The following is a 22,020-nucleotide window of genomic DNA, read 5'->3' as shown; positions in this document are numbered from 1 at the left end:
AGCGCGCCGAATCGAAGCCGGACCGCACCGCACGGTCCACCCTCCCCTTACCCCACAACCGCAGGGCAGGCATACCGCCGGACCATAGTCGCGCCTCCCCACCATGCACAAGGGAGGGCGGGGCGATGAGCCGGCCAGCGCCGCCGTCGCGGCCCCGTGCCGCGCCTTGAATCCGCCATCTGGAAATAGAGGGAAGCCCGGACCTGCCGCCCGGCCGCCCGGCCGCGCCCCGGGAGCGGGGCGGGCGCCGCCGCTCAGGCCGCGGCGAGCTTGGCGGGATCGGTCAGCGTCGCCGTGGCCGGCTCGGCGTTGCGCAGATGCACCAGGGTGAACAGGCCCGCCGGCGGGCAGGGCTGAATCGCCTCGACCTGGACCGCGTCGCGGTCGAACAGGTCACTGAAGGCGAAGTCGGGGTGCCAGCCAAGCACGCGGGAGAGCGGCGCCATGGTGCGCTCGACCCACCAGCGGGGCCCGCCCTCGGCGGCAAAATGGTTGACGAAGAGCAGGTGGCCGCCCGGCCGCACCACGCGCTGCATCTCCGCGAAGAGGCGCTTCGCGTCCGGCACGACGCTGGCGGTGAACATGGCCACGGCGATATCGAAGGCCCCGTTCTCGAAGGCCATCGACTCGGCATCCATCTCGAGCAGCCCCTCGACATGCGAGAGGCCCTCCTGCGCGACGCGCTCGCGGGCCTTCAGCAGCATGTCGCGCGAGAGGTCGATGCCCACCACGCGCTTCTCGGGCTTGTAGCGCGGCAGGGCGAGGCCGGTGCCGACACCCACCTCCAGCACGCGCGTGCCGGGAAGGCGGTTGACAGCGGCGACGGCCCTGCGGCGGCCATAGGAGGAGACACCGCCGAACACCGCGTCATAGACCCCCGCCCAGCGGCGATAGGCCTCCCTGACGGAGTTGGCGTCCAGCGCCGCCCGGGGATGATCCCGCAGAACGGCGTCATTCGAGGCGTGAACCGCTGGGTTTCGCGGTGATTCAAGTGTCGTGGCCATTCCCTGTCCTCGCGCCCGACCTCCGCTAGCCCCTCATGACTGCCGGCGCAAGCGCAAGAGTTTCCCCGGACCAGCAACGCCAGGTCACGCCGGGCGGTTGCGCCGCCCCCCCATGTCCACTCGTGGGATCCACTCGCGGGCGGCGGATCCTAGCGCCGGCTTTGCGGCAGCGCCACCAATAGCCCGCCCAGCGTGATCACGGCGGCGCCCAGCAGGGTGAAGCGGTCGGGATGGTCGCCGAAGACCAGCATCGAGGCCAGCACGGCCCAGATCAGCTGGGTATAGGTCATCGGGGCCAGCAGGCTGGCCGGGGCGCGGGCGAAGGCGAGCACCAGCAGGGCATGCCCGGCGGCGCCGAAGACGCCCAGGGCCGCGAGGCCGAGCCAGCCCCAGCCCCCCGCCGGCCAGTGCCAGACGAAGGGCTGCGCCAGGGCGCTGGCCAGCGCGGCGGCGATGCCGGTATGCAGGATGGTGGTGCGCGGATCGTCGATGCTGGCCAGCTTGCGGGTCAGGATCTGGTAGACGGCGTAGAGCGCCGCCGTGCCGAGGGGCAGCAGGATCGCCCAGTGCGGCAGCGGCCCGCCGGTCAGGAAGGGCGGCCGCAGCGCCACCGCCACGCCCAGCAGGCCGATGCCGACACCGAGCCAGCGCCGCCGGCCGACCGTCTCCCCCAGCCACAGCGCGGCCAGCGCCACGGTCAGCAGGGGCGAGGCGAAGTTCACCGCCGTGGCATCGGCCAGCGACACCCGCGCCAGGGCCAGCGAGAAGAGGAAGTTGGCCGAGGCCAGGCAGAGGCTCCGCAGCGCCTGCAGCCCCGGTGCCCGCGAGCGCCAGGGCAGCGGCCCGCCGAACAGCCGCATGGCCAGGGCCACGAAGACGAGATGAAAGGCGAAACGCGCGAAAATGAGCTGCGGCACGGCGAAATGCGCGGTCATCAACTTGATGGTCGTGTCCAGCGCCACGAAGAAGGCGATGGCCACGATCTGCAGCGCGAGTCCCGTCAGGATGGGTGACATTCCCGGCCATCATGGCATCGGGAAACGGTCCTGTCAGTCCGGCGCCGTCCGGCACCGGCTTCAGGGACGCAGGATGAATTCGGCGACCGCGGTGGAGGAGACGATCACATCTTCCGGCGCCGTCACCGGGGCCGGCGCGCCCTGGCCGCGCGCCGCCATGGCCATGGCCATCGGGCGCGGCACCGGCGAATCCGGCGCGTCGAGCCGCAGGTTGCGGATGCCGGCGACGCGCAGGCCGAGCTGCGCCGCCACCGCCTCGGCCCGCTGGCGCAGCGCCTCGATCGCCATCCGGCCGGCCTCCTGCCGCGCCGCGGTCTGCTGCGCGCGGGAGAGTTGCCAGCCCAGCTGGGACATCGCCAGGCCCTGCCCCTGCAGCGCCCCGGCCAGTTCCAGCAGGGCGGGGGCATCGCCGCCGCGCAGGTTCAGGGCCTGGGAGGCGGTCCAGTTGCGGTTCTCCTCGTTGCGGCTGGTCCAGTAGCCGCCGGTGGTGGCGCGCACGCCGGCCACCGTCCGCGACTGCGCCAGCGCCTTCTCCATCAGCGTGTTGACCTGCGCCTGCACGGCGGCGGCGCTGGCGCCGCGCGCCTCGGCCCGCAGCGTCGCCCGCACCTCGTCCGGCGCGCGGCCGAGCTCGGCGGTCTCGGAGAGGATCAGCACCGTCTCCGCCGCGCCGGCGCTCTCCGCGCCAGGGTTAGGGGCGGAGCCGGAGCCGGGCGGCGGCACCGTGGCGCCCCCCTGCGCCAGGGCGGGGCCGGCGGCCAGCAGGCCGCACAGCAGCAGGAGGCCGGGACGAAAAAACGGGCGGGTCATGCTGGCGTCTCCCTGGTCATGCGCAAGCCGCCGGTATCGCTTTGGCGGGCGCCCCTGGAAAGCCCCTCTTCCCCCTGGCCCGGCGAAGCTCTGGTCAAGCCCGCGTGTCTGCTCTAGCCCCTGCCCCGGGACGAACATCACGACAGGACGGGCCGCGCCGGCCCCGGAGACGCCCGATGAACCCCGCCGACCGCCTGCCGGACCTGAACCTGCTGCGTCTTTTCGTGGCGCTGGTGGAGGAGCGGCATGTCACCCGCGCCGGGGAGCGGCTCTTCCTCTCGCAGCCGGCCGCCTCGGGCGGGCTGAAGCGGCTGCGCGAGATCTTCCAGGACCCGCTGCTGGTGCGGGAGGGGCAGGAGCTGCGCCTGACCAGCCGCGCCCAGGACCTTCACGCCGTGATCGCGCCGCGGCTCGCCGCCCTGACGGCCGGCATCGCCGCGGCCACGCCCTTCGAGCCCTCGCGCGATGCCCGCAGCTTCCGCATCGGCTGCTCCGACGCCGTGGGCTTCGCCATCCTGCCGCCGCTGATGGCCCGGCTGCGGCAGGAGGCGCCTTTCTGCGGGCTGGCGATCCGCATCGGCGACTTCCGCACCCTGCCCGGCTGGCTCGCGCATGGCGAGATCGACCTGGCCCTGGGCTATCTGGGCGACGAGTTGCCGGCCAATGCGCGCATCCGCGTGCTGCGCCATTCCGGCTGGCTCATCCTGCGCGATCCCGCCACCCCCTCCGTCGCCGGGATCGACGCCTACTGCGCCCGCCCGCACGTGCTGGTCACGCCACGCGGCGACATGAGCGGCTTCGTCGACGCGGTGCTGCGCCAGCAGGGCCGCAGCCGGCGCGTGGTGCTGAGCATCAGCTCCTTCGGCCTCCTCTCCGCCGCCCTGCCCGGCACCGACCTGGTGACCACGGTGCCGGACTTCGTCGGCCAGCGGCTGGCGGCGCGCGCCGGCCTGGCCACGGAAGTGCCGCCCGTGGCGCCCGACATCATCGCCAATTCCATCGCCTGGAGCGATTCGCAGGACCGCGACCCGGCCGAACGCTGGTTCCGCCAGCTGGTCATCGAGACCTTCGAGGGCACCTTCCCCCGCTGATCCCGCTCTCGGCCGGTCCCGCGCCGGCCCCTTCCTGGAACGCCGCATGCCGCTCTGGATCGCCGTCACCCTCTCCGCCGCCCTGCTGCAGACCTGGCGCACCGCGCTCCAGCAGAAGCTGCGCGGCCAGCTTTCCGTGAACGGCGCGGGCGTGGTCCGCTACCTCTACGGCGTGCCGGTCGGGCTGCTCCTGCTGCTGGCCTATGCGGCGGCGACCGGCGCGCTCGGTGCCCTACCGGCGCCGACCCTGACCTTCCTGGCCTTCGCGGCGCTGGGCGGGCTGACGCAGATCCTCGGCACCAACCTGCTGATCCTCTCCTTCGGCGCGCGCGGCTTCGCCGTCGGCACCGCCTATGCCAAGACCGAGGCGGTGCAGGGCGCGATCCTGGCCCTGGTGCTGCTCGGCGAGCACCTCTCCGCCCTGTCCTGGCTCGGCATCGCCATCGGCGTGGGGGGCGTGCTCTATCTCTCCCTCGCGGGTCGGGAGATGTCGCCGCGCGGGCTGCTGCAGGCGACGCTGCAGCCGGCGGCGCTCTACGGGCTGGGCGCCGGCACCGGCTTCGCCCTCACCGCCGTGCTGATCAAGGCCGCCAATCAGGAGCTGGCGCATCCCGACCCGATCCTGCGCGCGCTGGTCACGCTGGTGGTGGCCAACATCCTGCAGACCGTCATGCAGGGCGGCTGGCTGGCGCTGAAGGAGCCGGAGCAGTTCCGCGCCGTCTTCCGCACCTGGCGCGACAGCCTGCCGGTCGGCGCGCTCTCGGCCTGCGGCTCGGCCTGCTGGTTCGCCGGCTTCGCCCTCGCTCCCGTGGCCATGGTGCGCGCCCTGGGCCAGACCGAGATCCTCTTCACCCTGCTGTTCAGCCGCTTCTATCTGAAGGAGACGCTGAAGCGCGCCGAGGTGATCGGCGCGATGACGGTGGTGGCCGGGGTGGTGCTGGTGCTGCTGGGGCGGTGAGGCCGCCGCCTCAGAAGGGCAGCGGCCGCCGGTCCGGCGCCACCCAGCCGCGCCGCGCGGCGACCGAGAACAGCCGCTCCCGCGTCCAGTAGGCCAGCGGCCAGTCCCTGTCGCCGAGTTCCGAGGCCAGCAGCGCGCGCAGCAGGGCGGCGAGCGGCAGGCCTGGCCGGGCGGCGCGGAAGGCCAGGGCGGCGCGCAGCGAGGCCCGGGTGATGGTCTCGTGGTATCCACCACTGTCACTGTTCGCCACGCCGCAGGCCAGGTTGTAGGCCCGGATCAGCTCCGGCATGTCGCGCGCCGGGCAACGCTCGAGGATCCAGAGGGCGGCGGCGAAGTGCGCCGCGTGGGTCCACTCCGCCCGGGGCAGGCTGCGGTCCAGCAGGCCGCGGCCGATCCGGTCGATCGCGGCCTCGCCGAGCTCAGGATGGCGGAGGGTCATGGCGGGCTCCTGGAAGGTCAGGGGCCGGCGGGGGCGCCGGGCGGCGCATGGGGAAACCCCGCCGGTGCGTGGCGGGGCTGAACGGCGCGGGAGGCCGGGATGGAAGGCGGAGGCTCAGGCCCCCGCCGGCGCTCCTCCGGCATTCCACGCGCGCGCCAGGGCCGCCGGAGAGCGGCCCTGTCGTTGCGCGAGGAGGAGGAAGCAGGACAGCATGGCTGAAGCCTAGCCAGTCCTCGCGCCGTGCCGCAATGATATTCCCCCCTCACCCGCCACGGATGACATCGCAGCGGGAGAGAGGCGACCGCCGCCCCGCTAGGCCGGCCTCTCCCCTCTCCCAGGCGCCGGGTCGGCGGCCTCCCTCCCATGCGCCGGGTCGGCGCAATGCCCATGCTCGAAGTCGGCCAGCGTCTCGAGGATGCGGCAGTCGGCGGCCGGGCCGCCGGCGCAGGAGGCCGCCATCTGCGTCAGCTCCGCCCGCAGCGCGGCGAGGCGTCGCAGCCGCGAGTCGATCTCCTCGATCTGCGCCAGGGCCAGGGCATGCGCCTCCCTGCAGGCGTCGCGCGGCCGCCCCGCCAGGCCCAGCAGGCCGCGGACAGCCGGCATGCCGAAGCCCAGCTCCCGCGCGTGGCGGATGAAGCCCAGGCGACGCAGATGATCGTTGCCATAGACGCGATGCCCGCCCTCGCTGCGCGCCGGCGCCGGCAGGAGGCCCTCCTGCTCGTACCAGCGGATGGTGGTCGCCTTCACCCCGGTCCGCCGCGCCAGATCGCCGATGGACCAGCGTGGCGCCGCCCGCCGCACCTCCTGCATGCTCCGCCTCTCCTCAGGCCCGGACCGATCCTCCGGCCGCGGGGGTCTTGAACCTCCAGTCGCTGGAGGTCCCACATCTGGGCAGGGCCTTCTGGAAGGACAAGCGATGGCATCGACGGGCAGGGCCGCATGGCGGGTGGAGGGGATGGATTGCGCCGGCTGCGTCGCCAAGGTGAAGCGGGCGGTGGAACGCCTGCCCGGGGTCTCGGCGGTCGAGGTCAACCTGATGACCGAGCGGCTCTCCGCCGAGCTGGAGCCGCGGGCCAGCCCCGAGGGCGTGCGGCGGCAGGTCGAGGCGCTCGGCTATCGCGTCTCGCCCCTGCCCGGCGATGCCGCGCCACCGGCGGCGCATCCCGAACATGACCACAGCCATGACCACGCCGGCCATCACCACGGGCATGACCACGCCGGACATGACCATGGGCATGGACACCATCACGACGATCCCGCCGATGCCAACCGCCCCTGGTACGCCACCGGCAAGGCCCGGCTGGTCTTCCTGCTCGGCGCGCTGGTGGCCGGCGCCTGGATCGCCGCGCATCTCCTGCCCGGACTGGCCGGCCCGCTCTATCTCGCCGCCACCTTCGTCGCGCTGATCCCCTTCGGCCGCCGCGCCCTGGCGCTCGCCCGCGCCGGCAGCCCCTTCAGCATCGAGACGCTGATGGTCACCGCCGCCCTCGGGGCCAGCGTGATCGGCGCGGCGGCGGAGGCGGCGATGGTGGTCTTCCTCTTCGCCCTGGGCGAGCTGCTGGAGGGTGTCGCCGCCGGCCGCGCCCGCGCCGGCATCCAGGCGCTGGTCGCGCTGATGCCGCGCGAGGCCCGGCGCGAGGCGGCGGGCGGCGCCGTCGCCACCGTCCCCGCCGCCGGCCTCGCCCCGGGTGACATCGTCCTGGTGCGCCCCGGCGAGCGCATTCCCTGCGACGCCACCATCCTCGAGGGCCGGGCGGCGCTGGACGAAAGCCCGGTGACCGGCGAATCCATCCCCGTGACGCGCGGCCCGGGCGACGCGGTGGTGGCCGGCGCCATCAGCACCGACGGCGCGCTGCGCCTCCGCGTCAACCACGCGGCCGGCGAGAGCACCCTGTCCCGCATCGCCGCCATGGTGGCCGAGGCCAGCGCCAGCCGCGGCCGCACCCAGCGCTTCATCGAGCGCTTCAGCGCCTGGTGGACGCCCGGCGCCATGGCGGTCTCGGCCCTCGTCATCCTGGCGCCGCCGCTGCTGGCCGGCGGCGACTGGGCCACCTGGCTCTACCGGGGCCTCGCCCTGCTGCTGGTGGCCTGTCCCTGCGCCCTGGTCATCTCGGTGCCCGCCGCCATGGCCTCCGGCCTCTCCGCCGGGGCACGGCGCGGGCTGCTGGTCAAGGGCGGCGAGGCGCTGGAGGCGATCGGCGGCGCCCGCACCGTCGCCTTCGACAAGACCGGGACGCTGACCGAGGGGCAGCCGCGCGTCACCGCCCTGCGGCCGGCGGAGGGGGTGGCGGAGGCGGAGCTGCTGCGCCTCGCGGCGGCGGTGGAGAGCGGCTCGGCGCATCCGCTGGCCCGCGCCGTCCTGGCCGAGGCCGCGGCGCGCGGCCTGGTCCCGTCGCCGGCGCGCGAGGCCCGGGCGATCCCCGGCCAGGCCGTGACCGCCGTGGTCGAGGGCCGGCGCCTCGGCCTTGGCAGCCCGGCCTGGGCCGGAGCCGCCATCCCCTCCGCCATTTCCTCCCCCTGGGCCGAGGCCACGCTCCGGCTGGAGGAGGAGGGCCAGACGGTGACGGTGCTGATGGAGGAGGCGCGCGTGCTCGGCCTGATCGCGCTGCGCGACGAGCCGCGGCCGGATGCCGCGGAGGGCCTCGCCGCGCTGCGCCGCCAGGGCCTCGAGGCGGTGATGCTGACGGGCGACAATCCGCGCACCGGCGCCGCCATCGGCGCGGCGCTCGGCGTGGCCGTGCGGGCCGGGCTGCGGCCGGAGGACAAGCTGCGCGAGATCGCCACGCGGCGCGCGGCCGGGCCGGTGCTGATGGTGGGGGACGGCATCAACGACGCTCCGGCGCTCGCCGCCGCCACCGCCGGCATCGCCATGGGCGGCGGCACCGACGTGGCGCTGGAGGCCGCCGATGCGGCGCTGCTGCGCGGCCGCGTCTCCGGCGTCGCCGAGCTGGTGGCGCTGTCCCGCGCGACGCTGGCCAATGTGCGGCAGAACGTGGCGCTCGCGGTGGGCCTGAAGCTGGTCTTCCTGCTGACCACCGTGACCGGCGCGACCGGGCTCTGGGCGGCGATCCTGGCGGATACCGGCGCCACCGTCCTGGTGACGCTCAACGCCCTGCGGCTGCTGCGCTGGCGGCCCTAGAGCATTTGTTTTCGCGGGCATCTTCACCCGATCCGGCGATTCCGCCCGATCGGGATCTGCCGTGGCCGCGGGGGATTCGACATGCGGATGTCATTCCCTTGTCATTCCGCTGTCACGGGTGCCCTCTATACGCCGCCGCATTGCGATAGGGCGACGGATGCTTCAGCTGGAAAACCTCTCGCGCCGCTTCGGCGCCACGGCGGCGGTGCAGGATGTGAGCCTGACGATTCCGGCTGGTCAGATGGTCGGCGTCATAGGCCGCTCGGGCGCCGGCAAGTCCACCCTGCTGCGCATGATCAACCGGCTGACCGAACCCTCCAGCGGCCGCATCCTGCATGACGGCGCCGATGTCACGGCGTTGCGCGGCCAGGCGCTGCGCGACTGGCGCACCCGCTGCGGCATGATCTTCCAGCAGTTCAACCTCGTGCAGCGGCTCGACGTGCTGACCAACGTGCTGGTGGGCCGGCTCAACCACCATCCCGGCCTGCTCGGCACGCTGACCACCCTGTTCAAGCATTTCCCGGCCGAGGAGCGCGCCATGGCGCTCGCCGCGCTGGATCGCTTCGATCTGGCTGACCAGGCGCTGCAGCGCGCCGACACCCTCTCGGGCGGCCAGCAGCAGCGCGTCGCCATCGCGCGCGTGCTGATGCAGGAGCCGCGCCTGATCCTGGCCGACGAGCCGGTGGCCAGCCTGGATCCGCGCAATTCCCGCACCGTCATGGAGGCCCTGCGCGACGTGAACCGGCGCGACGGCATCACCGTGCTCTGCAATCTGCACCACCTCGAGATCGCCCGCGACTATTGCGACCGGATCATCGCCATGCAGGCCGGCCGGGTGATGTTCGACGGGCCGCCCGCCGGCCTCACCGCCGCGAAGCTGCGGGAGATCTACGGCGTGTCCGAGGCCGAGTTCGATGAGCAGAGCCTGATGGAGCCGGCACGCAGGCCAGCGCACGGGCCTGAAACCAGCCAGGCGGCCGCCTTCACCGCCTGAGAGATCCGCGCCGCCTTCCCGCCGGGAAGGCCGGACGCCCCCCAAGGAGACCGATGATGATCACGCGTCGCACGCTGGCCGGCCTCGTGGCCGGCACCGCCCTGCTGCCCGCTGCCCTGCGCGCCCAGCAGGCGCCCGTCGCCATGCCCGCCACCGGCGAGCGCCCCTGGGCGAAGGAGGTCCCGCAGATCCGCATCGGCCTGCTCGGCGGCGAGAACGAATCCGACCGCCTGGGCCGCTTCGATGCCTATCGCAAGCTGATCGAGGACACCTTCAAGGTGCCGACCCGCCTCTTCCCGGCGGCCGATTATGCCGGCGTGATGCAGGCCTTCTCGGCCGGGCAGATCGAGGCCTCCTCCATGGGCGCCTCCGGCTATGCCGGCGTCTGGCTCGACACCAATGGCGCGGTGGAGCCGCTGGTGGTGCCGCTGGAGAGCGACGGCTCCTCCTCCTACATCTCGGTGATGGTGACGCGGAAGGATTCCGGCATCACCTCGCTCGAACAGATGAAGGGCCGGTCGCTGGCCTGGGCCGATCCGAACTCGACCTCCGGCTACCTCATCCCGCGGTCGGAGTTGCGCAACGACGGCATCGACATCAACAGCTTCTTCTCCCGCACCGGCTTCGCCGGCGGGCATGAGCAGGGTGTCGTCGCGGTGCTGCAGAAGCAGTACGACGCCTGCTGCACCTGGGCCTCGGGCATCGGCGACCAGAGCAAGGGCTTCTCCCGCGGCAACCTCCAGGCGATGGTGGAGAAGGGCATGCTGAACATGGCCGACCTCAACCTGATCTGGAAGTCGCGCCCGATCCCGAACGGCCCGCTGGTGGTGCGCAAGGCCCTGCCGGCCGCCTTCAGGGAGGACTTCACCAACTTCCACCTGGCGCTGCCCGACAGCCACCCGAAGATCTACGCCGACATCGAGCGCGGCGGCGGCAAGGGCTATGTCCGCGTCACGCACGAGATGTTCGCGCCGATCGTCCAGCTGCGCCGCGACGAGGCCGCCGAGCGCCGCCGCCGGAGCTGATCCCGCGCGGGGCCGCCGGCCCCTCGCCTCCCCGCCAGGGGCCGGGCGGCATCGCCGGAAGCGCGATGCCGCCCGGACACCATCTGACCTACAACCATCCGCTCGGGCGCCCTTCCGATCCTTCCTCCATCCTCCGGGGCGCCGCAGCGGAGCCGAGACATGCAGCCCAGCCGACGCCACCTCACCGCCCTCGCCGCCGCCGCGCTGCTGGCCTCGCCCCGCTCCGCGCGGGCGCAGCGGAGGAGCGCGGATGGCGATGTCGCCTTCCCCGCCCCCGGCCGCCGGCCCTGGGCCGGGCAGGTGCCACGCCTCGGCATCGCGCTGATGGGCGGCGAGAACGAGGTGGACCGCCTGGCGCGCTTCGACGGCTACCGCGCGCTGATGGAGGCGACCTTCGGCGTGCCGGTGCGGGTCTATCCCTCGGGCGACTATGCCGGTGTCATGCAGGCCTTCGCGGCGGGACAGGTGGAGATCGCCTCGCTCGGCGCCTCCGCCTATGCCGGCGCCTGGCTCGACACGAAGGGCGGCGTCGAGCCGCTGGTGGTGCCGGAGCAGGAGGACGGCTCCATCGGCTATCTCGCCGTGATGGTGGCGCGGGCCGATGCCGGCATCCAGGACCTCGCCGGCATGCGGGGCCGCTCGCTCGCCTGGGCCGATCCGAATTCCGCCAGCGGCTACCTGCTGCCGCGCGCCGCGCTGCGCCGCCAGGGCATCGATATCGACCGCTATTTCTCCCGCACCGGCTTCGCCGGCGGGCACGAGCAGGCCGTCGTCGCCGTGCTGCAGAAGCAGTATGACGCCTGCTGCACCTGGGCCTCGGGCCAGGGCGATGCGGCGCGCGGCTTCACCCGCGGCAATCTCCGCGCCATGGTGGACAAGGGCATGCTCGACATGCGCGACGTCCGCCTCATCTGGCGCTCCGAGCCGATCGCCACCGGGCCGATCACCGTCCGCGCCGACCTGCCGGACGCGCTGAAGCGCGACCTGCTGCAATTCTTTCTCGCCCTGCCCCGCGCGCATCCCGAGATCTACCGCCAGATCAGCCGTGGCGAGGGCACCGGCTACCGCGAGGCGCGGCACGCCGACTACCAGCTCTTCATCGACCTCAGACAGGAGGAGGCGGCGGCCCGGCGCCGCCGCGGATAGCATGCACGCCATCGCCGCCCATCTGCCGGCGGTGCGACGCGGGGAGGAGGCCTATCGTGACCTCCGCCGCCAGCGCCGCGTCCGGACCGCCCTCGGCCTCGCCCTTCTCCTCGCCGGCCTGCTGGCGGCGGGCTGGATGAGCGAGTTCCATCCCGCCACCCTGCTCGCCGGCCTGCCGCGCATCGGCGAGTATTTCGGCCGCATCCTGCCCACGCTGCGCTGGGACGCGCTGTTCTCCGGCGTGGAGACGGAGGGCAGCCTGGCCTTCTGGTTCTACCGCCTCGACACCTGGGCGCTGCTGCTGCTGCAGACGGCGCAGATGGCGGCCCTGGCGACGCTCTCCGGCGCCGCGGTGGCGCTGCTGCTGGCCTTCCCGGCGGCGCGCAACATCGCGCCCAACGCCTGGGCGCACCAGATCACCCGGCGCGGGCTGGAGGCGACGCGCACCATCCCCGAGATCGTCTACGCGCTGATCTTCGTCTGGGCCTTCGGCGTCGGGCCCCTGGCCGGCATCCTGGCGATCGCCATCCACACCGCCGGCGCGCTGGGCAAGCTGTTCTCGGAGGTGATCGAGAACACCGAGATGCAGGCCTGGGACGGGCTGCGCGCCTCCGGCGCCAACTGGGCCCAGGCCTGCCGCTACGCCGTGCTGCCGCAGGTCGCGCCGAACCTCGTCAGCTACGCGCTGCTGCGCTTCGAGATCAATGTGCGCGGCGCCAGCGTCATCGGCTTCGTCGGCGCCGGCGGCATCGGGCAGGAGCTCTATCAGGTGATCGCCTTCAACTACTACGAGGAGATCAGCGCCATCGTGCTGCTCATCGTCCTCACCGTCATGCTGATCGACCTGGTCTCCGAGCGGCTCCGCCACCGCCTCATCGATACCGCGGGAGAGCGCTGAGATGTCCGCCTCGATCGCCGACTGGAAACGCAGCCACCCCCGCGCCTTCGGGCCGACGCCGATGGGCCGGACGCTGCGCTGGGCGGGCGGCGCCGCCTTCCTGGCCTGGCTCGCCTGGAGCCTCTGGCTGTTCGACATCACGCCCGCGCGGCTGTGGAACGGCCTGTCCGGCCTCTTCACCATCCTGCGGCTGATGGTGCCGCCGAGCCCCGGCGAGCTCTGGCTCGACATCCTGAAGGGCATGGCGGAAAGCGTCGCCATGGCCTTCCTCGGCACCGTCCTGGCCGCGCTGGTCGCCGTGCCGCTCGGCTTCCTCGGCGCGCGCAACGTCATCACCGTGACCCTGCTGCGCTTCTCGCTGCGCCGCGTCTTCGACGGCATCCGCGGCGTCGACCAGCTGATCTGGGCGCTGGCCTATGTGCGCGCCGTGGGCCTCGGCCCGCTGGCCGGCGTGCTGGCCATCTTCACCAGCGACCTCGCCGTGCTGGCCAAGCTCTACGCCGAGGCGATCGAGAATGCCGAGAAGCGGCAGAGCGAGGGCGTCATCGCCGCCGGCGGCGGGCGGCTGCATGCCCTGCGCTATGGCGTGCTGCCGCAGGTGCTGCCGGTGATGCTGGCGCAGGCGCTCTACTTCTTCGAGAGCAACACCCGCTCGGCGGCCATCCTCGGCGTGGTCGGCGCCGGCGGCATCGGCCTGCAGATCGCCGAGCGCATCAAGGTGCGGCACTGGGACGAGGTGGCCTTCATCATCATCCTGATGGTGCTGACCGTCGCCGCCATCGACGCGCTCTCCGGCATGGTGCGGCGCCGGCTGATCGGCCGGCGCGAGGCGGCGGTGGGCTGAGCCCGCCCGCCCCGGAACGGCGAAGGGCCCGGGAGGACGGCTCCCGGGCCCTTCGCGCATCCTCTCCCAGGGTGGGCTCGCGTCAGGCGGCATCCTCACGGCGGTCACGCGCCTTCACATAGGCGACGGCGGCATGCTCGGGGCAATAGGGCTTCCCGGGGATGGCCTCGGCCGTGCAGAAGCGGAACTCCGGCGTGCCCGGCTCGCCGATGGGCCAGCAGCAGCTGCGGCCGCCGCTGCGCTGGAAGGGCCGCACGACCGCGGTGGCGGGAGCCGGCACCGCGCGGCGCGGCGGGGCGGCACGGGGCACCGCCAGTTCCGGTGCGGCCACCAGCGGACGGGTGGCCGGAGCCAGGGTGGTCGTTGCCATGAGAGGCGTGGGAGCGGGGGGCGGCGCGGGCGGCGGCGGCGCGGGCCTTTCGGCCACGGGCGGCTGCACCGGCGCGGCCGCGACAACCTGGGAGCGCGCCGGGGAGGCTTCCGTCGCTTCGCGGCGGATCGGGCTCGGGCGCGCCGGCAGGTTCAGGCGATGCGCCTTGCCGACCACGGCATTCTTGGAGATCCCCATCCGCCGGCCGATCTCGGCCGTCGAATGGCCCTCCGCCCAAAGGGCGCGCAAGGCATCGATCGCTTCCGCTGTCCAGTCCATTACCGGCCTCCTACTACCAGATACGGTAGTGAAACCCAGGGGGGCGGCACAAGATGCGGATTGGCGAACGACTCCGAAAACTTGTGGAAAACCACGTGCGCAAGTGAAAAGGCGCCAATCCCGACGATGTTATCCCGTCGCCGGCGCCAGAAATCGCGCCCGCACGATCAGAACAGGAGGCCTTTGCGCAGAAGTCCATGCACGCCTTTCTCCCCATTTACTGTCTGAGTGACGTGAAAATCGACAGCCAGGGAGCAAAATTGATACGCATCGGCCGCACTTAGGCGACTGCGCGAGGTAATGAAGGCGATCATCTCGCGCAAGGCCTGCTTCATCGCCAGATCCAGATCCTCATGGATGCCCATGCTGATGAAATGCGTCGGCGTCTCGGCGCGCGGGAAGCCCAGGACCGGGGCCCGCTGCCCGCCCCCCTTCAGCAGGGACAGCCGGAAATGCCCCGTCAGGCACATCTCCAGGGCCGTCACGCAGACCTCGCCATCGCCCTGCACGCCGTGGCCGTCACCGGCGCTGAACAGCGCGCCCGGGCGGTGCACCGGCAGGTAGAGGGTGCTGCCCGCCACCAGTTCCTTGTTGTCCAGGTTGCCGCCATGCGCGCGCGGCTCCTTGGTCGAGATCTGCCCCCATTCGCCCGGCGGCGCCACGCCCATGACGCCGAAGAAGGGCGAGAGCGGCAGGGTCAGGCCGCCCTGCCCCGCGGCATCCGGCTCGGGCCCGAAGGGAAGGCGGCAGGTCATCGCGGCGCGGTCCACCGGGATGTGCACCAGGCGGCGATAGGGGAAATCCTCCGGCAGGGTGCCGACCAGCGGCCGGAAGTGGTTGTAGCCCCAGTCCGCGCCCAGCTCGATCGCCTCGATGTCGATACGCAGGCAATCGCCCGGCTCGGCGCCCTCCACCGCCACCGGCCCGGTGACGAGGTGCGGACCGAGGCGCGGCAGGCGGCCCTCCGCCACCGCCGCGTGGATCGCCCGCAGCGCCGGCGGGATCTCCAGGCCGCTCCGCGCGGGCGGCATCACCTCGGCCGGGCCGGAGACGCATTGCATGACGACCAGATCGCCCGAGGCGACGGTCAGCACCGGCGCGAAGGCGGCATCGAAGGCGCCGAAGCGGACCGTCTCCGGACTGGCGTCGAGATGATGGGTGGCGGGCATGGCGGGGCTCCTCTGCGGCACCGCAGCTTCCGGGCGGGCCGCCTCGCGGTCAACCGGCCCCGGGCCCGTAAAGACTACCCCTCCAGGAAGCCGCCCGACTGGCGCTTCCACAGCCGGGCATAGGCACCGTCCCGGGCCAGCAGTTCGTCGTGGCTGCCCTGCTCGACCACGCGCCCCTCCTCCAGCACCACCAGCCTGTCCATGCTGGCCAGCGTGGACAGGCGATGGGCGATGGCGATCACCGTCTTGCCCGCCATGAGCCGCGCCAGCTGGCCCTGGATCGCCGCCTCCACCTCGGAATCGAGGGCGCTGGTGGCCTCGTCCAGCACCAGGATCGGCGCATCCTTGAGCAGCACGCGGGCGATGGCCACGCGCTGCCGCTGCCCGCCCGAGAGCTTCACGCCGCGCTCGCCGGCATGCGCGTCGTAGCCGCTGCGGCCCCGCCAGTCGCGCAGGTCGCGGATGAAGCCGTCCGCCTCGGCCAGGCGCGCCGCGGCCTCCACCTCGGCCTGGCTGGCGCGCGGCCGGCCGTAGCGGATGTTGTCGCGGATCGAGCGGTGCAGCAGGGCGGTGTCCTGCGTCACCACGCCGATGGCGCCGCGCAGGCTCTCCTGCGTGACGCCGGCGATGTCCTGCCCGTCGATCAGGATGCGCCCGCCCTCGGGCGCGAAGAAGCGCAGCAGCAGGTTGATCGCCGTCGTCTTGCCGGCGCCGGAATGCCCGACCAGCCCGACCCGCTCGCCGGCCCGCACCGTCAGATCGAAGTCGCGCAGCACGCCGCGCGTGCCGCCATAGGCGAAGCGCACATGCTCGAAGCGGATCTCGCCCCGCGCCACCACGAGCGGCCGCGCATCGGGCGCGTCGGCGGCGGTGGGCGGCACCGCGATGCTGCCGCTCGCCTCCTGCACCACGCCCAGGTTCTCGAAGATGCCGGCGACGTTGAAGGCGACCCAGCCGGAGATATTGGCGATCTGCCAGGCCATGGGCAGCGCCGCCGCCACCAGCCCCACGGTGATGACGCCGCGGTCCCACAGCGTCAGCGCGATCGCCGCCATGGCCACCAGCATGGCGGCGTTCAGGCTGGAGAGCAGCAGACCGTTCAGGGTGATCAGCCGCATCTGGCGCTGGAAGGCGGCGTTCAGCCCGAGCACGCCCTCGCGCACGAAGGCGTCCTCGTCCTCGGCGCGGGCGAAGAGCTTCAGGGTCAGGATATTGGTGTAGCTGTCGACGATGCGGCCGGTGAGCAGGCTGCGCTGCTCGGAGGCCGCCCTGGCGCGGTCGCGCAGGCGCGGCACGATGAAGCGCAGCAGGGCGCAATAGGCGGCGAACCAGACCAGGATCGGCAGCGCCAGCCAGAGGTCGGCGGTGGCCAGGTAGATCACCGCGCCGGTCCCGTAGACCAGGATGTACCAGACCGCGTTGACCGACTGCACCACGCTCTCCCGCAGCGCCGGCCCGGCCTGCATGACGCGGTTGGCGATGCGGCCGGCGAAATCCTCCTGGAAGAAGGCCCAGCCCTGGCGCACCACGTGCCAGTGGCTCTGCCAGCGGATCATGCTGGTGACGCCGGCATTGATCGCCATCTGCCCGACCAGGTTCTGCGCCAGGATGGCCAGCGGCCGGCCGATCAGCAGCACGGCCGCCATGCCGAGCAGCGCGGGCCAGCTTTCCGCGAAGAGCCGCCCCGGCTCGTGCTCCGCCAGAAGACCCACGACGCGGCCGATGAAGACCGGGATCAGCGCGTCGAGCAGCGCCACCGCCAGGCCGGCCCCGAAGAGAAGGGCGAAGAGCAGACGCGCCTGGCGGACGAAGTACCAGTAGAAGCCGAGCAGCCCGGGCGGCGGCGGCGCCTCCGGCACCGGCGTGCCGAGCCAGCGGCTGGCGGGCGCCCCGGGAGGCGCCACGGGGTCGATGAAGCGCTCGAAGGGATTCGCGACCATGCAGCGAGGCAGGACCGGGCCGCCCCTCCTGTCAAGCCGGCGGAGGATGACGCTTCGGCGACGCCGCGTCAGAGCCAGCCCTTGCGCTTGAAGTAGAACACCGGCAGCAGCGCGCTGATGATCATGATCAGCAGGGCCAGCGGATAGCCGAAGGCCAGCTTCAGCTCGGGCATCTCGGCGAAGTTCATGCCGTAGATGCTGGCGACCAGCGTCGGCGGCATCAGCGCCACGCTGGCCACGGTGAAGGTCTTGATGATGCCGTTCTGATCGATGTTGATGATGCCGAGCACCGCATCGAGCAGGAAGTTGGCCTTGTTGTTCTGGAAGCCGGCGTGCTCGATCAGCGAGCGGACGTCGCGCATCAGCGTCTTGATGCCGACCCGGTTCTCCTTCCGCACGGCCGAGGATTTCTCGGCGCCGACGAAGGTCAGGATGCGCGAGAGGCCGAGCAGGGTCTCGTTGGCGCGGCTGGTGACCTCGCCCACCTGGCCGAGCGCGATCAGCACGTCCTTCAGCACCGCGTCGCGCGCCTTGACCTTCACGCGCTGCGCGCTGTTGGCATTGCGGAAGGCGGCCTTACTGGCCCGGTCCATGTCGGCGCCGATCCGCTCCAGCACATCGGCCAGGCGGTCGACCACCTGCTCGAACAGATGGATCATCACGCTGTCCGGGCTGGCCAGCAGCGCCGGCGCGCGTAGCACCCGGTTGGCGAACAGGGTGAAGGCCTTGGGCGTGGCATAGCGCACGGTGACCAGATTGCTCTCCGCCAGCACGAAGCTGATGGCGGTCGAGCCATATTCCCCCTCGTCCACGCCATAGAGGAAGTTGGCGGTGAGGAAGAGGGCCTCCCCCTCCTTGTAGAGGCGCGAGGAACTCTCGATCTCCTGCATCTCCTCACGCGTCGGGATCTCGAGGTCGAGGGCGGCCTGCACGGCCTGCTCCTCCTCCGGCGTCGGCGAGAGCAGGTCGATCCAGACCGCGGCGCGCAACGCCGCCGGCTCCGGAATGCCCTCGCGCCGCACGGCGCGTCCCTCCAGCACGGTGTAGATGGTCATCATGCCGGGGAAGGCTCCCGCCCGAGGGCTTGCTGAAGGACTGCGGTCAGGCGGCTTCGCCGGTCAGGTGGCGCGGCACCGGCAGGCCGAAAAGGCCGGCGACGCCGGGGAAGTCGGGCGCCTCGGCGTGGCGGCCGCTGGGCCGGGTGCCGTCCCGCGGCCGCACCAGCTGGCAGGTGGCGAACCCCGCCGTCGCCGCCGCGTCCAGTTCCTCGGCCACATCCGAGAGGAACAGGATCTCGCCCGGCGGCATCTGCAACCGCTGGGCGATGGCGGCGTAGCTCGCGGCCTCCCGCTTGCCCCCCACGGCGGTGTCGAACAGGCCGTTGAGCAGCGGCATCAGATCGCCGGCGACGGAATGGGCGAAGAGCAGCTTCTGCGCCGCCACCGATCCGGAGGAATAGACGTTGAGCAGGATGCCCGCCCGCGCCCAGGCCCGCAGGCAGGGCGCCACATCCGGCCAGAGATGGCCCTGGATCTCGCCGTCCAGGTAGCCTTGCCGCCAGATCATCCCCTGCAGCGTCTTGAGCGGGGCGACCTTGGCGTCCTCGGCCATCCAGCGGCGCAGCGCGGCGCGCACCGGCTCGCCCGGCGCGGCGGCCCGGGCGGCGGCGGCGAGCGCGGCCGCCACCTCCGGCTCGCCCTCCTGCGCGTCCAGGAAGGCGTCGAGCCGGGCCTCGGCATAGGGGAACAGCGTCTCCTTGACGAAGGCGATGGCGCTGGTGGTGCCCTCGATATCGGTCAGGACGGCCGAGACCGGGCCACGTGGCAGGACGGCGGTCATGCTCAACCGGTCACGGCGGGAAAGCGCTCGGCGATGTCGGCGCCGGTGTAGTGGGGCGTCCAGCCGGTGGTGTCGGTGAAGATCCGCAGCGCCGTGACATGCGGCTCGGTGCCGGCGTCGAACCAGTGCCGGGTGTTGGCCGGCACGCTGATCAGGTCGCCCCGGGTGCAATGGGCGTCATAGACCTTGCCGTCGACATGCATGATGAAGTTGCCGCTGCCCTCGTGGAAGAAGCGGACCTCGTCCTCGGTGTGGATATGCTCCGAGAGGAACTTGCTGCGCAGCGCCTCCTTCTGCGGATGGTCGGCGGTGAGCCGGATGACATCCGCCGTGCCCGCGCCGGTGCCGGCCATGAGGGTGTCGAGCTGCGGGCGATAGGCTTCCAGCACGGCCTCGGCCGAGGCGCCCTCCGGCAGCGGCGCCACCTCCCAGCGCTCGAAGCGGACTTGGATCGGGGCCAGTGCCGCCGCGATCTCGGCCGGATCGCTGGAGCGCAGGAGTTCGGCGCCGGTCTCGGCATCCTTGATGGTCAACAGGCTCATCGGACCCTCCGGGCTTGCAGTTCGCACTCAAGCATGAATTCGAGCGCCTCCAGCCGCGCCAGAGCCGCCTCCATGCCGTCCGCCCATACATAGACGCCGTGCCCGCGGATCAAATAGCCCGGCGGAATGGCGGCGGCGATTCCCGAGAGGCGATCCCACCGCGCCTCCACCGCCCGCTGCAGCCGCGCGATGTCCTGGTCGTTGTCCAGGACCGGCAGCTCGACCGCGGCGTCATGGGTGGAGAGGCCGGGGAAGGCCTTCAGCAGTTCGTAGCCCTCCAGCCGGATCGCCTCGCCGGCCTGGCGCGACAGCACCGTCGCGGCGATGGAATGGCCGTGCAGCGCGGCCCCGGCCTCGGGAAAGCGGCGGTAGAGGCCGCAATGCAGCAGGGTCTCGGCCGAGGGCCGGAGCGTCGGGTCCTCCGCGGCGCCATCCAGGCCGACCACCATGACCGCGTCCGGCGTGAGGAAGCCCTTGTGGAAGCCCGAGCGCGTCACCGCGACCCGCCCCCCCTCCAGCCGGACGGAGAGATTGCCGGCCGTGGCGGGCACCCAGTTGCGGCTGTCCATGCGCCGGCCGGCGCGGAGGATATCCTGGACGACGCTCTCGGAAGGGGCGGAGACGGGCATCGGGCATGGGCTCCCGGAGTCGGCTGCGATCGTGATCGGGCACGGCGCCGCATAAAGCGGCGAAGCCTGCCGGAGGATGGCGGAGGAATGACGTTTTCGGGATATCCGGCGCTTTCCGGACAGGCGGCAGGCGGCCGGAAAAGCCCAAGGGCCAGGCCGGAGGGCATCCGTGCCTGGCCCCGCGATCGGGCCTCGTGCCGCCGGTGGGGGCGGGCCGCCCCCGCCCCGGGATCAGGCGGCGGGGTGCGAGGAGTTGGAGGTGTTCGGCTCGGTGCTGGTGTTGCGCGCCTGGTTCACACCGGGGCCCGAGAGGTTGCCGGCCGGCCGGGAGGGCGCATCGGCGGCCATGGAGGCATCCTTGTCGTCATCCTCCTTCATGTTCTGCTTGAAGGACTTGATGCCCTTCGCGAGGTCGCCCATCAGACCGCTGATCTTGCCGCCGCCGAACAGCAGCAGGATGACGAGCAGCACAACGAGCCAGTGCCAGATGCTGAAGGAACCCATAGCCACGCCTCGATCCATTTGGGCGGCCACCGACCTGAAGGGATGCTCCCCGCCGGCCTGACCGCGTCTCCTCAGTGTCCGACAGTAGTGTCGGCACCGGCCTCACGCAAACCGGGAGATGGCGTGATTCGCGCCGGGAAACAACTGCGGAAACAAATCAGGCTTGCCTTGAGGTGAATTTTCCTTCATCCATGGAGACGGATCCGGGCCCCTCTGGCGACCTGGCGGCGAACAGCCGCCTTCGCGATGTCGGATCGACTTCTCGCGCAATCGGGCCCGGACGCGCATCTTCCCTTGTGACCGCGGATGATCTGCGGCCGCCGGACGGGCCCCCTTTCCTGAGGAGCCGTCCCACGTGGAAGCTTCAATCTGGTTCTGGGTGATCTTCAACGCCGCCGTGCTCGGGCTTCTGGCGCTCGACCTCGGTCTGTTCGCCCGCAAGGACGCCAATGGCGACCCCGCCCCGGTGCCGGTCCGCACCGCCCTGATCAAGTCGGCCGCCTATATCGGGCTGGCCCTGCTGTTCTTCGGCTGGCTCTGGATGAGCTATGGCGCGACGCCGGAGGAGCGCAGCACCAAGGCGCTGGAATTCCTCACCGGCTATGTCATCGAGTGGTCGCTCTCGGTCGATAACATCTTCGTCTTCGTCCTGCTCTTCGCCAAGTTCGGCGTGCCGCCGGCCTATCAGCACCGGGTGCTGTTCTGGGGCATCCTGGGCGCGCTGGTGATGCGCGGCGTGATGATCCTGGTGGGCACCGCGCTGATGCGCGAGTTCGACTGGATCATGGTGCTCTTCGGCCTGTTCCTGATCTGGAGCGGCTGGAAGATGCTGCGCGCGGCCGATGAGGAGCCCGATCCCACGGAGAGCCCGGTCCTCGCCTGGCTGCGCCGCCGCCTGCCGGTGACGGAAGGCTTCCGCGGCAAGGCCTTCACCGTGCGCGAGGGCGGCAAGCTGATGGTCACGCCGCTGCTGCTGGTGCTGATCCTGGTCGAGCTGACGGACCTGCTCTTCGCCCTCGACAGCATCCCGGCGATCTTCGCCGTCTCGACCGACCCCTTCATCGTCTACACGGCCAATGTCTTCGCCATCCTCGGCCTGCGCGCCATGTACTTCGCGCTGGCCGGCGTCATCCACCGCTTCCACTACCTCAAGCACGGGCTGTCGATCGTGCTGATGATCGTCGGCGCCAAGATGCTGGCCAACTGGTTCGCCGGCGGCAAGGCGGTGCCGGTGGAATATGCCCTGATGGCGACGGCGGGCATCATCGCCGGCTCGGTGGCGCTGTCGCTGTGGAAGACCCGCGGCCAGAAGGCCCCGGAATACCCGGCCGAGCGCACGCACTGAGCGGCCCGCGGGAGGGGGTCCGCCCCCTCCCCGATGGGC

General features: G+C 72.1%; 22 protein-coding genes. 9 read left to right on the top strand and 13 right to left on the bottom strand.

The window, feature by feature from the left end; genetic code table 11:
- Positions 1-254: 254 nt before the first annotated feature.
- The 3 genes from D9598_RS07275 to D9598_RS07265 all read right to left on the bottom strand — a co-directional run bounded on the left by D9598_RS07275 (position 255) and on the right by D9598_RS07265 (position 2,830).
- Complete coding sequence (locus tag D9598_RS07275) at positions 255-1,004, bottom strand: class I SAM-dependent methyltransferase (protein WP_198365751.1); 750 nt, start codon at positions 1,002-1,004, stop codon at positions 255-257.
- A gap of 149 nt (positions 1,005-1,153) precedes the next feature.
- On the bottom strand, positions 1,154-2,020 hold the full coding sequence (locus D9598_RS07270) for a DMT family transporter (RefSeq protein ID WP_198365750.1): 867 nt from the start codon (positions 2,018-2,020) through the stop codon (positions 1,154-1,156).
- Positions 2,021-2,080: 60 nt separating this feature from the next.
- Positions 2,081-2,830 (bottom strand): SIMPL domain-containing protein, encoded by a 750-nt coding sequence (locus D9598_RS07265; RefSeq protein WP_198365749.1) that lies wholly within the window; start codon positions 2,828-2,830, stop codon positions 2,081-2,083.
- Between the two features lie 176 nt (positions 2,831-3,006).
- Between D9598_RS07265 and D9598_RS07260 the strand changes: the two genes are divergently transcribed.
- Both D9598_RS07260 and D9598_RS07255 read left to right on the top strand, forming a co-directional pair.
- Positions 3,007-3,921 (top strand): LysR family transcriptional regulator, encoded by a 915-nt coding sequence (locus D9598_RS07260; RefSeq protein WP_198365748.1) that lies wholly within the window; start codon positions 3,007-3,009, stop codon positions 3,919-3,921.
- A gap of 46 nt (positions 3,922-3,967) precedes the next feature.
- Positions 3,968-4,879 carry an EamA family transporter gene (locus D9598_RS07255; RefSeq protein WP_198365747.1) on the top strand — a complete coding sequence of 304 codons (912 nt, stop codon included), beginning with the start codon at positions 3,968-3,970 and terminating at the stop codon, positions 4,877-4,879.
- Positions 4,880-4,889: 10 nt separating this feature from the next.
- Here D9598_RS07255 and D9598_RS07250 read toward each other — a convergent pair whose 3' ends face one another.
- Positions 4,890-5,318 (bottom strand): hypothetical protein, encoded by a 429-nt coding sequence (locus D9598_RS07250; RefSeq protein WP_198365746.1) that lies wholly within the window; start codon positions 5,316-5,318, stop codon positions 4,890-4,892.
- A gap of 312 nt (positions 5,319-5,630) precedes the next feature.
- Positions 5,631-6,128, bottom strand: coding sequence for a helix-turn-helix domain-containing protein (locus D9598_RS07245; protein ID WP_198365745.1), 498 nt, complete (start codon positions 6,126-6,128; stop codon positions 5,631-5,633).
- 106 nt (positions 6,129-6,234) lie between these two features.
- On the opposite strand from D9598_RS07245, the gene D9598_RS07240 reads away from it, so the two are divergent.
- The 6 genes from D9598_RS07240 to phnE (D9598_RS07215) all read left to right on the top strand — a co-directional run bounded on the left by D9598_RS07240 (position 6,235) and on the right by phnE (D9598_RS07215) (position 13,364).
- A complete protein-coding gene (locus D9598_RS07240) occupies positions 6,235-8,457 on the top strand; it encodes a heavy metal translocating P-type ATPase (protein ID WP_232477009.1) in 2,223 nt (740 codons plus the stop codon).
- Positions 8,458-8,614: 157 nt separating this feature from the next.
- Entirely contained in the window at positions 8,615-9,451 is an 837-nt protein-coding gene (gene phnC, locus D9598_RS07235) for a phosphonate ABC transporter ATP-binding protein (protein WP_198365744.1), read from the top strand.
- Positions 9,452-9,507: 56 nt separating this feature from the next.
- Positions 9,508-10,476: a phosphate/phosphite/phosphonate ABC transporter substrate-binding protein gene (phnD, locus tag D9598_RS07230; RefSeq protein ID WP_198365743.1), complete on the top strand. Its 969-nt coding sequence runs from the start codon at positions 9,508-9,510 to the stop codon at positions 10,474-10,476.
- Positions 10,477-10,635: 159 nt separating this feature from the next.
- A complete protein-coding gene (phnD, locus tag D9598_RS07225) occupies positions 10,636-11,622 on the top strand; it encodes a phosphate/phosphite/phosphonate ABC transporter substrate-binding protein (RefSeq protein ID WP_198365742.1) in 987 nt (328 codons plus the stop codon).
- Between the two features lies 1 nt (position 11,623).
- Positions 11,624-12,520 (top strand): phosphonate ABC transporter, permease protein PhnE, encoded by an 897-nt coding sequence (phnE, locus tag D9598_RS07220; protein WP_198365741.1) that lies wholly within the window; start codon positions 11,624-11,626, stop codon positions 12,518-12,520.
- Between the two features lies 1 nt (position 12,521).
- Positions 12,522-13,364 (top strand): phosphonate ABC transporter, permease protein PhnE, encoded by an 843-nt coding sequence (gene phnE / locus D9598_RS07215; RefSeq protein ID WP_198365740.1) that lies wholly within the window; start codon positions 12,522-12,524, stop codon positions 13,362-13,364.
- A gap of 82 nt (positions 13,365-13,446) precedes the next feature.
- On the opposite strand, the gene D9598_RS07210 is transcribed toward phnE (D9598_RS07215), so the two are convergent.
- From D9598_RS07210 to D9598_RS07175, 8 genes are all read right to left on the bottom strand, one after another.
- Positions 13,447-14,013 (bottom strand): GcrA family cell cycle regulator, encoded by a 567-nt coding sequence (locus D9598_RS07210; protein ID WP_198365739.1) that lies wholly within the window; start codon positions 14,011-14,013, stop codon positions 13,447-13,449.
- A gap of 167 nt (positions 14,014-14,180) precedes the next feature.
- Positions 14,181-15,182, bottom strand: coding sequence for an acetamidase/formamidase family protein (locus tag D9598_RS07205; protein ID WP_198365738.1), 1,002 nt, complete (start codon positions 15,180-15,182; stop codon positions 14,181-14,183).
- 74 nt (positions 15,183-15,256) lie between these two features.
- Positions 15,257-17,122 carry an ABC transporter ATP-binding protein gene (locus tag D9598_RS07200; RefSeq protein WP_198365737.1) on the bottom strand — a complete coding sequence of 622 codons (1,866 nt, stop codon included), beginning with the start codon at positions 17,120-17,122 and terminating at the stop codon, positions 15,257-15,259.
- A gap of 68 nt (positions 17,123-17,190) precedes the next feature.
- Entirely contained in the window at positions 17,191-18,180 is a 990-nt protein-coding gene (locus tag D9598_RS07195) for a magnesium transporter CorA family protein (protein ID WP_198365736.1), read from the bottom strand.
- Positions 18,181-18,223: 43 nt separating this feature from the next.
- Positions 18,224-18,961 (bottom strand): acireductone synthase, encoded by a 738-nt coding sequence (mtnC, locus tag D9598_RS07190; protein ID WP_198365735.1) that lies wholly within the window; start codon positions 18,959-18,961, stop codon positions 18,224-18,226.
- 2 nt (positions 18,962-18,963) lie between these two features.
- Positions 18,964-19,503 (bottom strand): acireductone dioxygenase, encoded by a 540-nt coding sequence (locus D9598_RS07185; protein WP_198365734.1) that lies wholly within the window; start codon positions 19,501-19,503, stop codon positions 18,964-18,966.
- On the bottom strand, positions 19,500-20,132 hold the full coding sequence (locus tag D9598_RS07180) for a methylthioribulose 1-phosphate dehydratase (protein ID WP_198365733.1): 633 nt from the start codon (positions 20,130-20,132) through the stop codon (positions 19,500-19,502). The genes D9598_RS07185 and D9598_RS07180 overlap by 4 nt, the downstream gene beginning before the upstream one ends.
- Before the next feature lie 231 nt (positions 20,133-20,363).
- The gene (locus D9598_RS07175) at positions 20,364-20,636 is read right to left on the bottom strand and encodes a twin-arginine translocase TatA/TatE family subunit (protein ID WP_198366172.1); all 273 of its coding nucleotides are present in this window, start codon (positions 20,634-20,636) and stop codon (positions 20,364-20,366) included.
- Positions 20,637-20,991: 355 nt separating this feature from the next.
- Between D9598_RS07175 and D9598_RS07170 the strand changes: the two genes are divergently transcribed.
- Positions 20,992-21,981 (top strand): TerC family protein, encoded by a 990-nt coding sequence (locus D9598_RS07170; protein ID WP_198365732.1) that lies wholly within the window; start codon positions 20,992-20,994, stop codon positions 21,979-21,981.
- Positions 21,982-22,020: the final 39 nt, after the last annotated feature.

The sequence above is a fragment of the Roseomonas sp. KE0001 genome, assembly GCF_016107285.1.
In the GTDB taxonomy this organism is placed as follows: Bacteria; Pseudomonadota; Alphaproteobacteria; order Acetobacterales; family Acetobacteraceae; genus Pseudoroseomonas.
The sequence above is the reverse complement of the archived record's forward strand: the minus strand, read 5'-3'. Positions and strand labels throughout refer to the sequence as shown.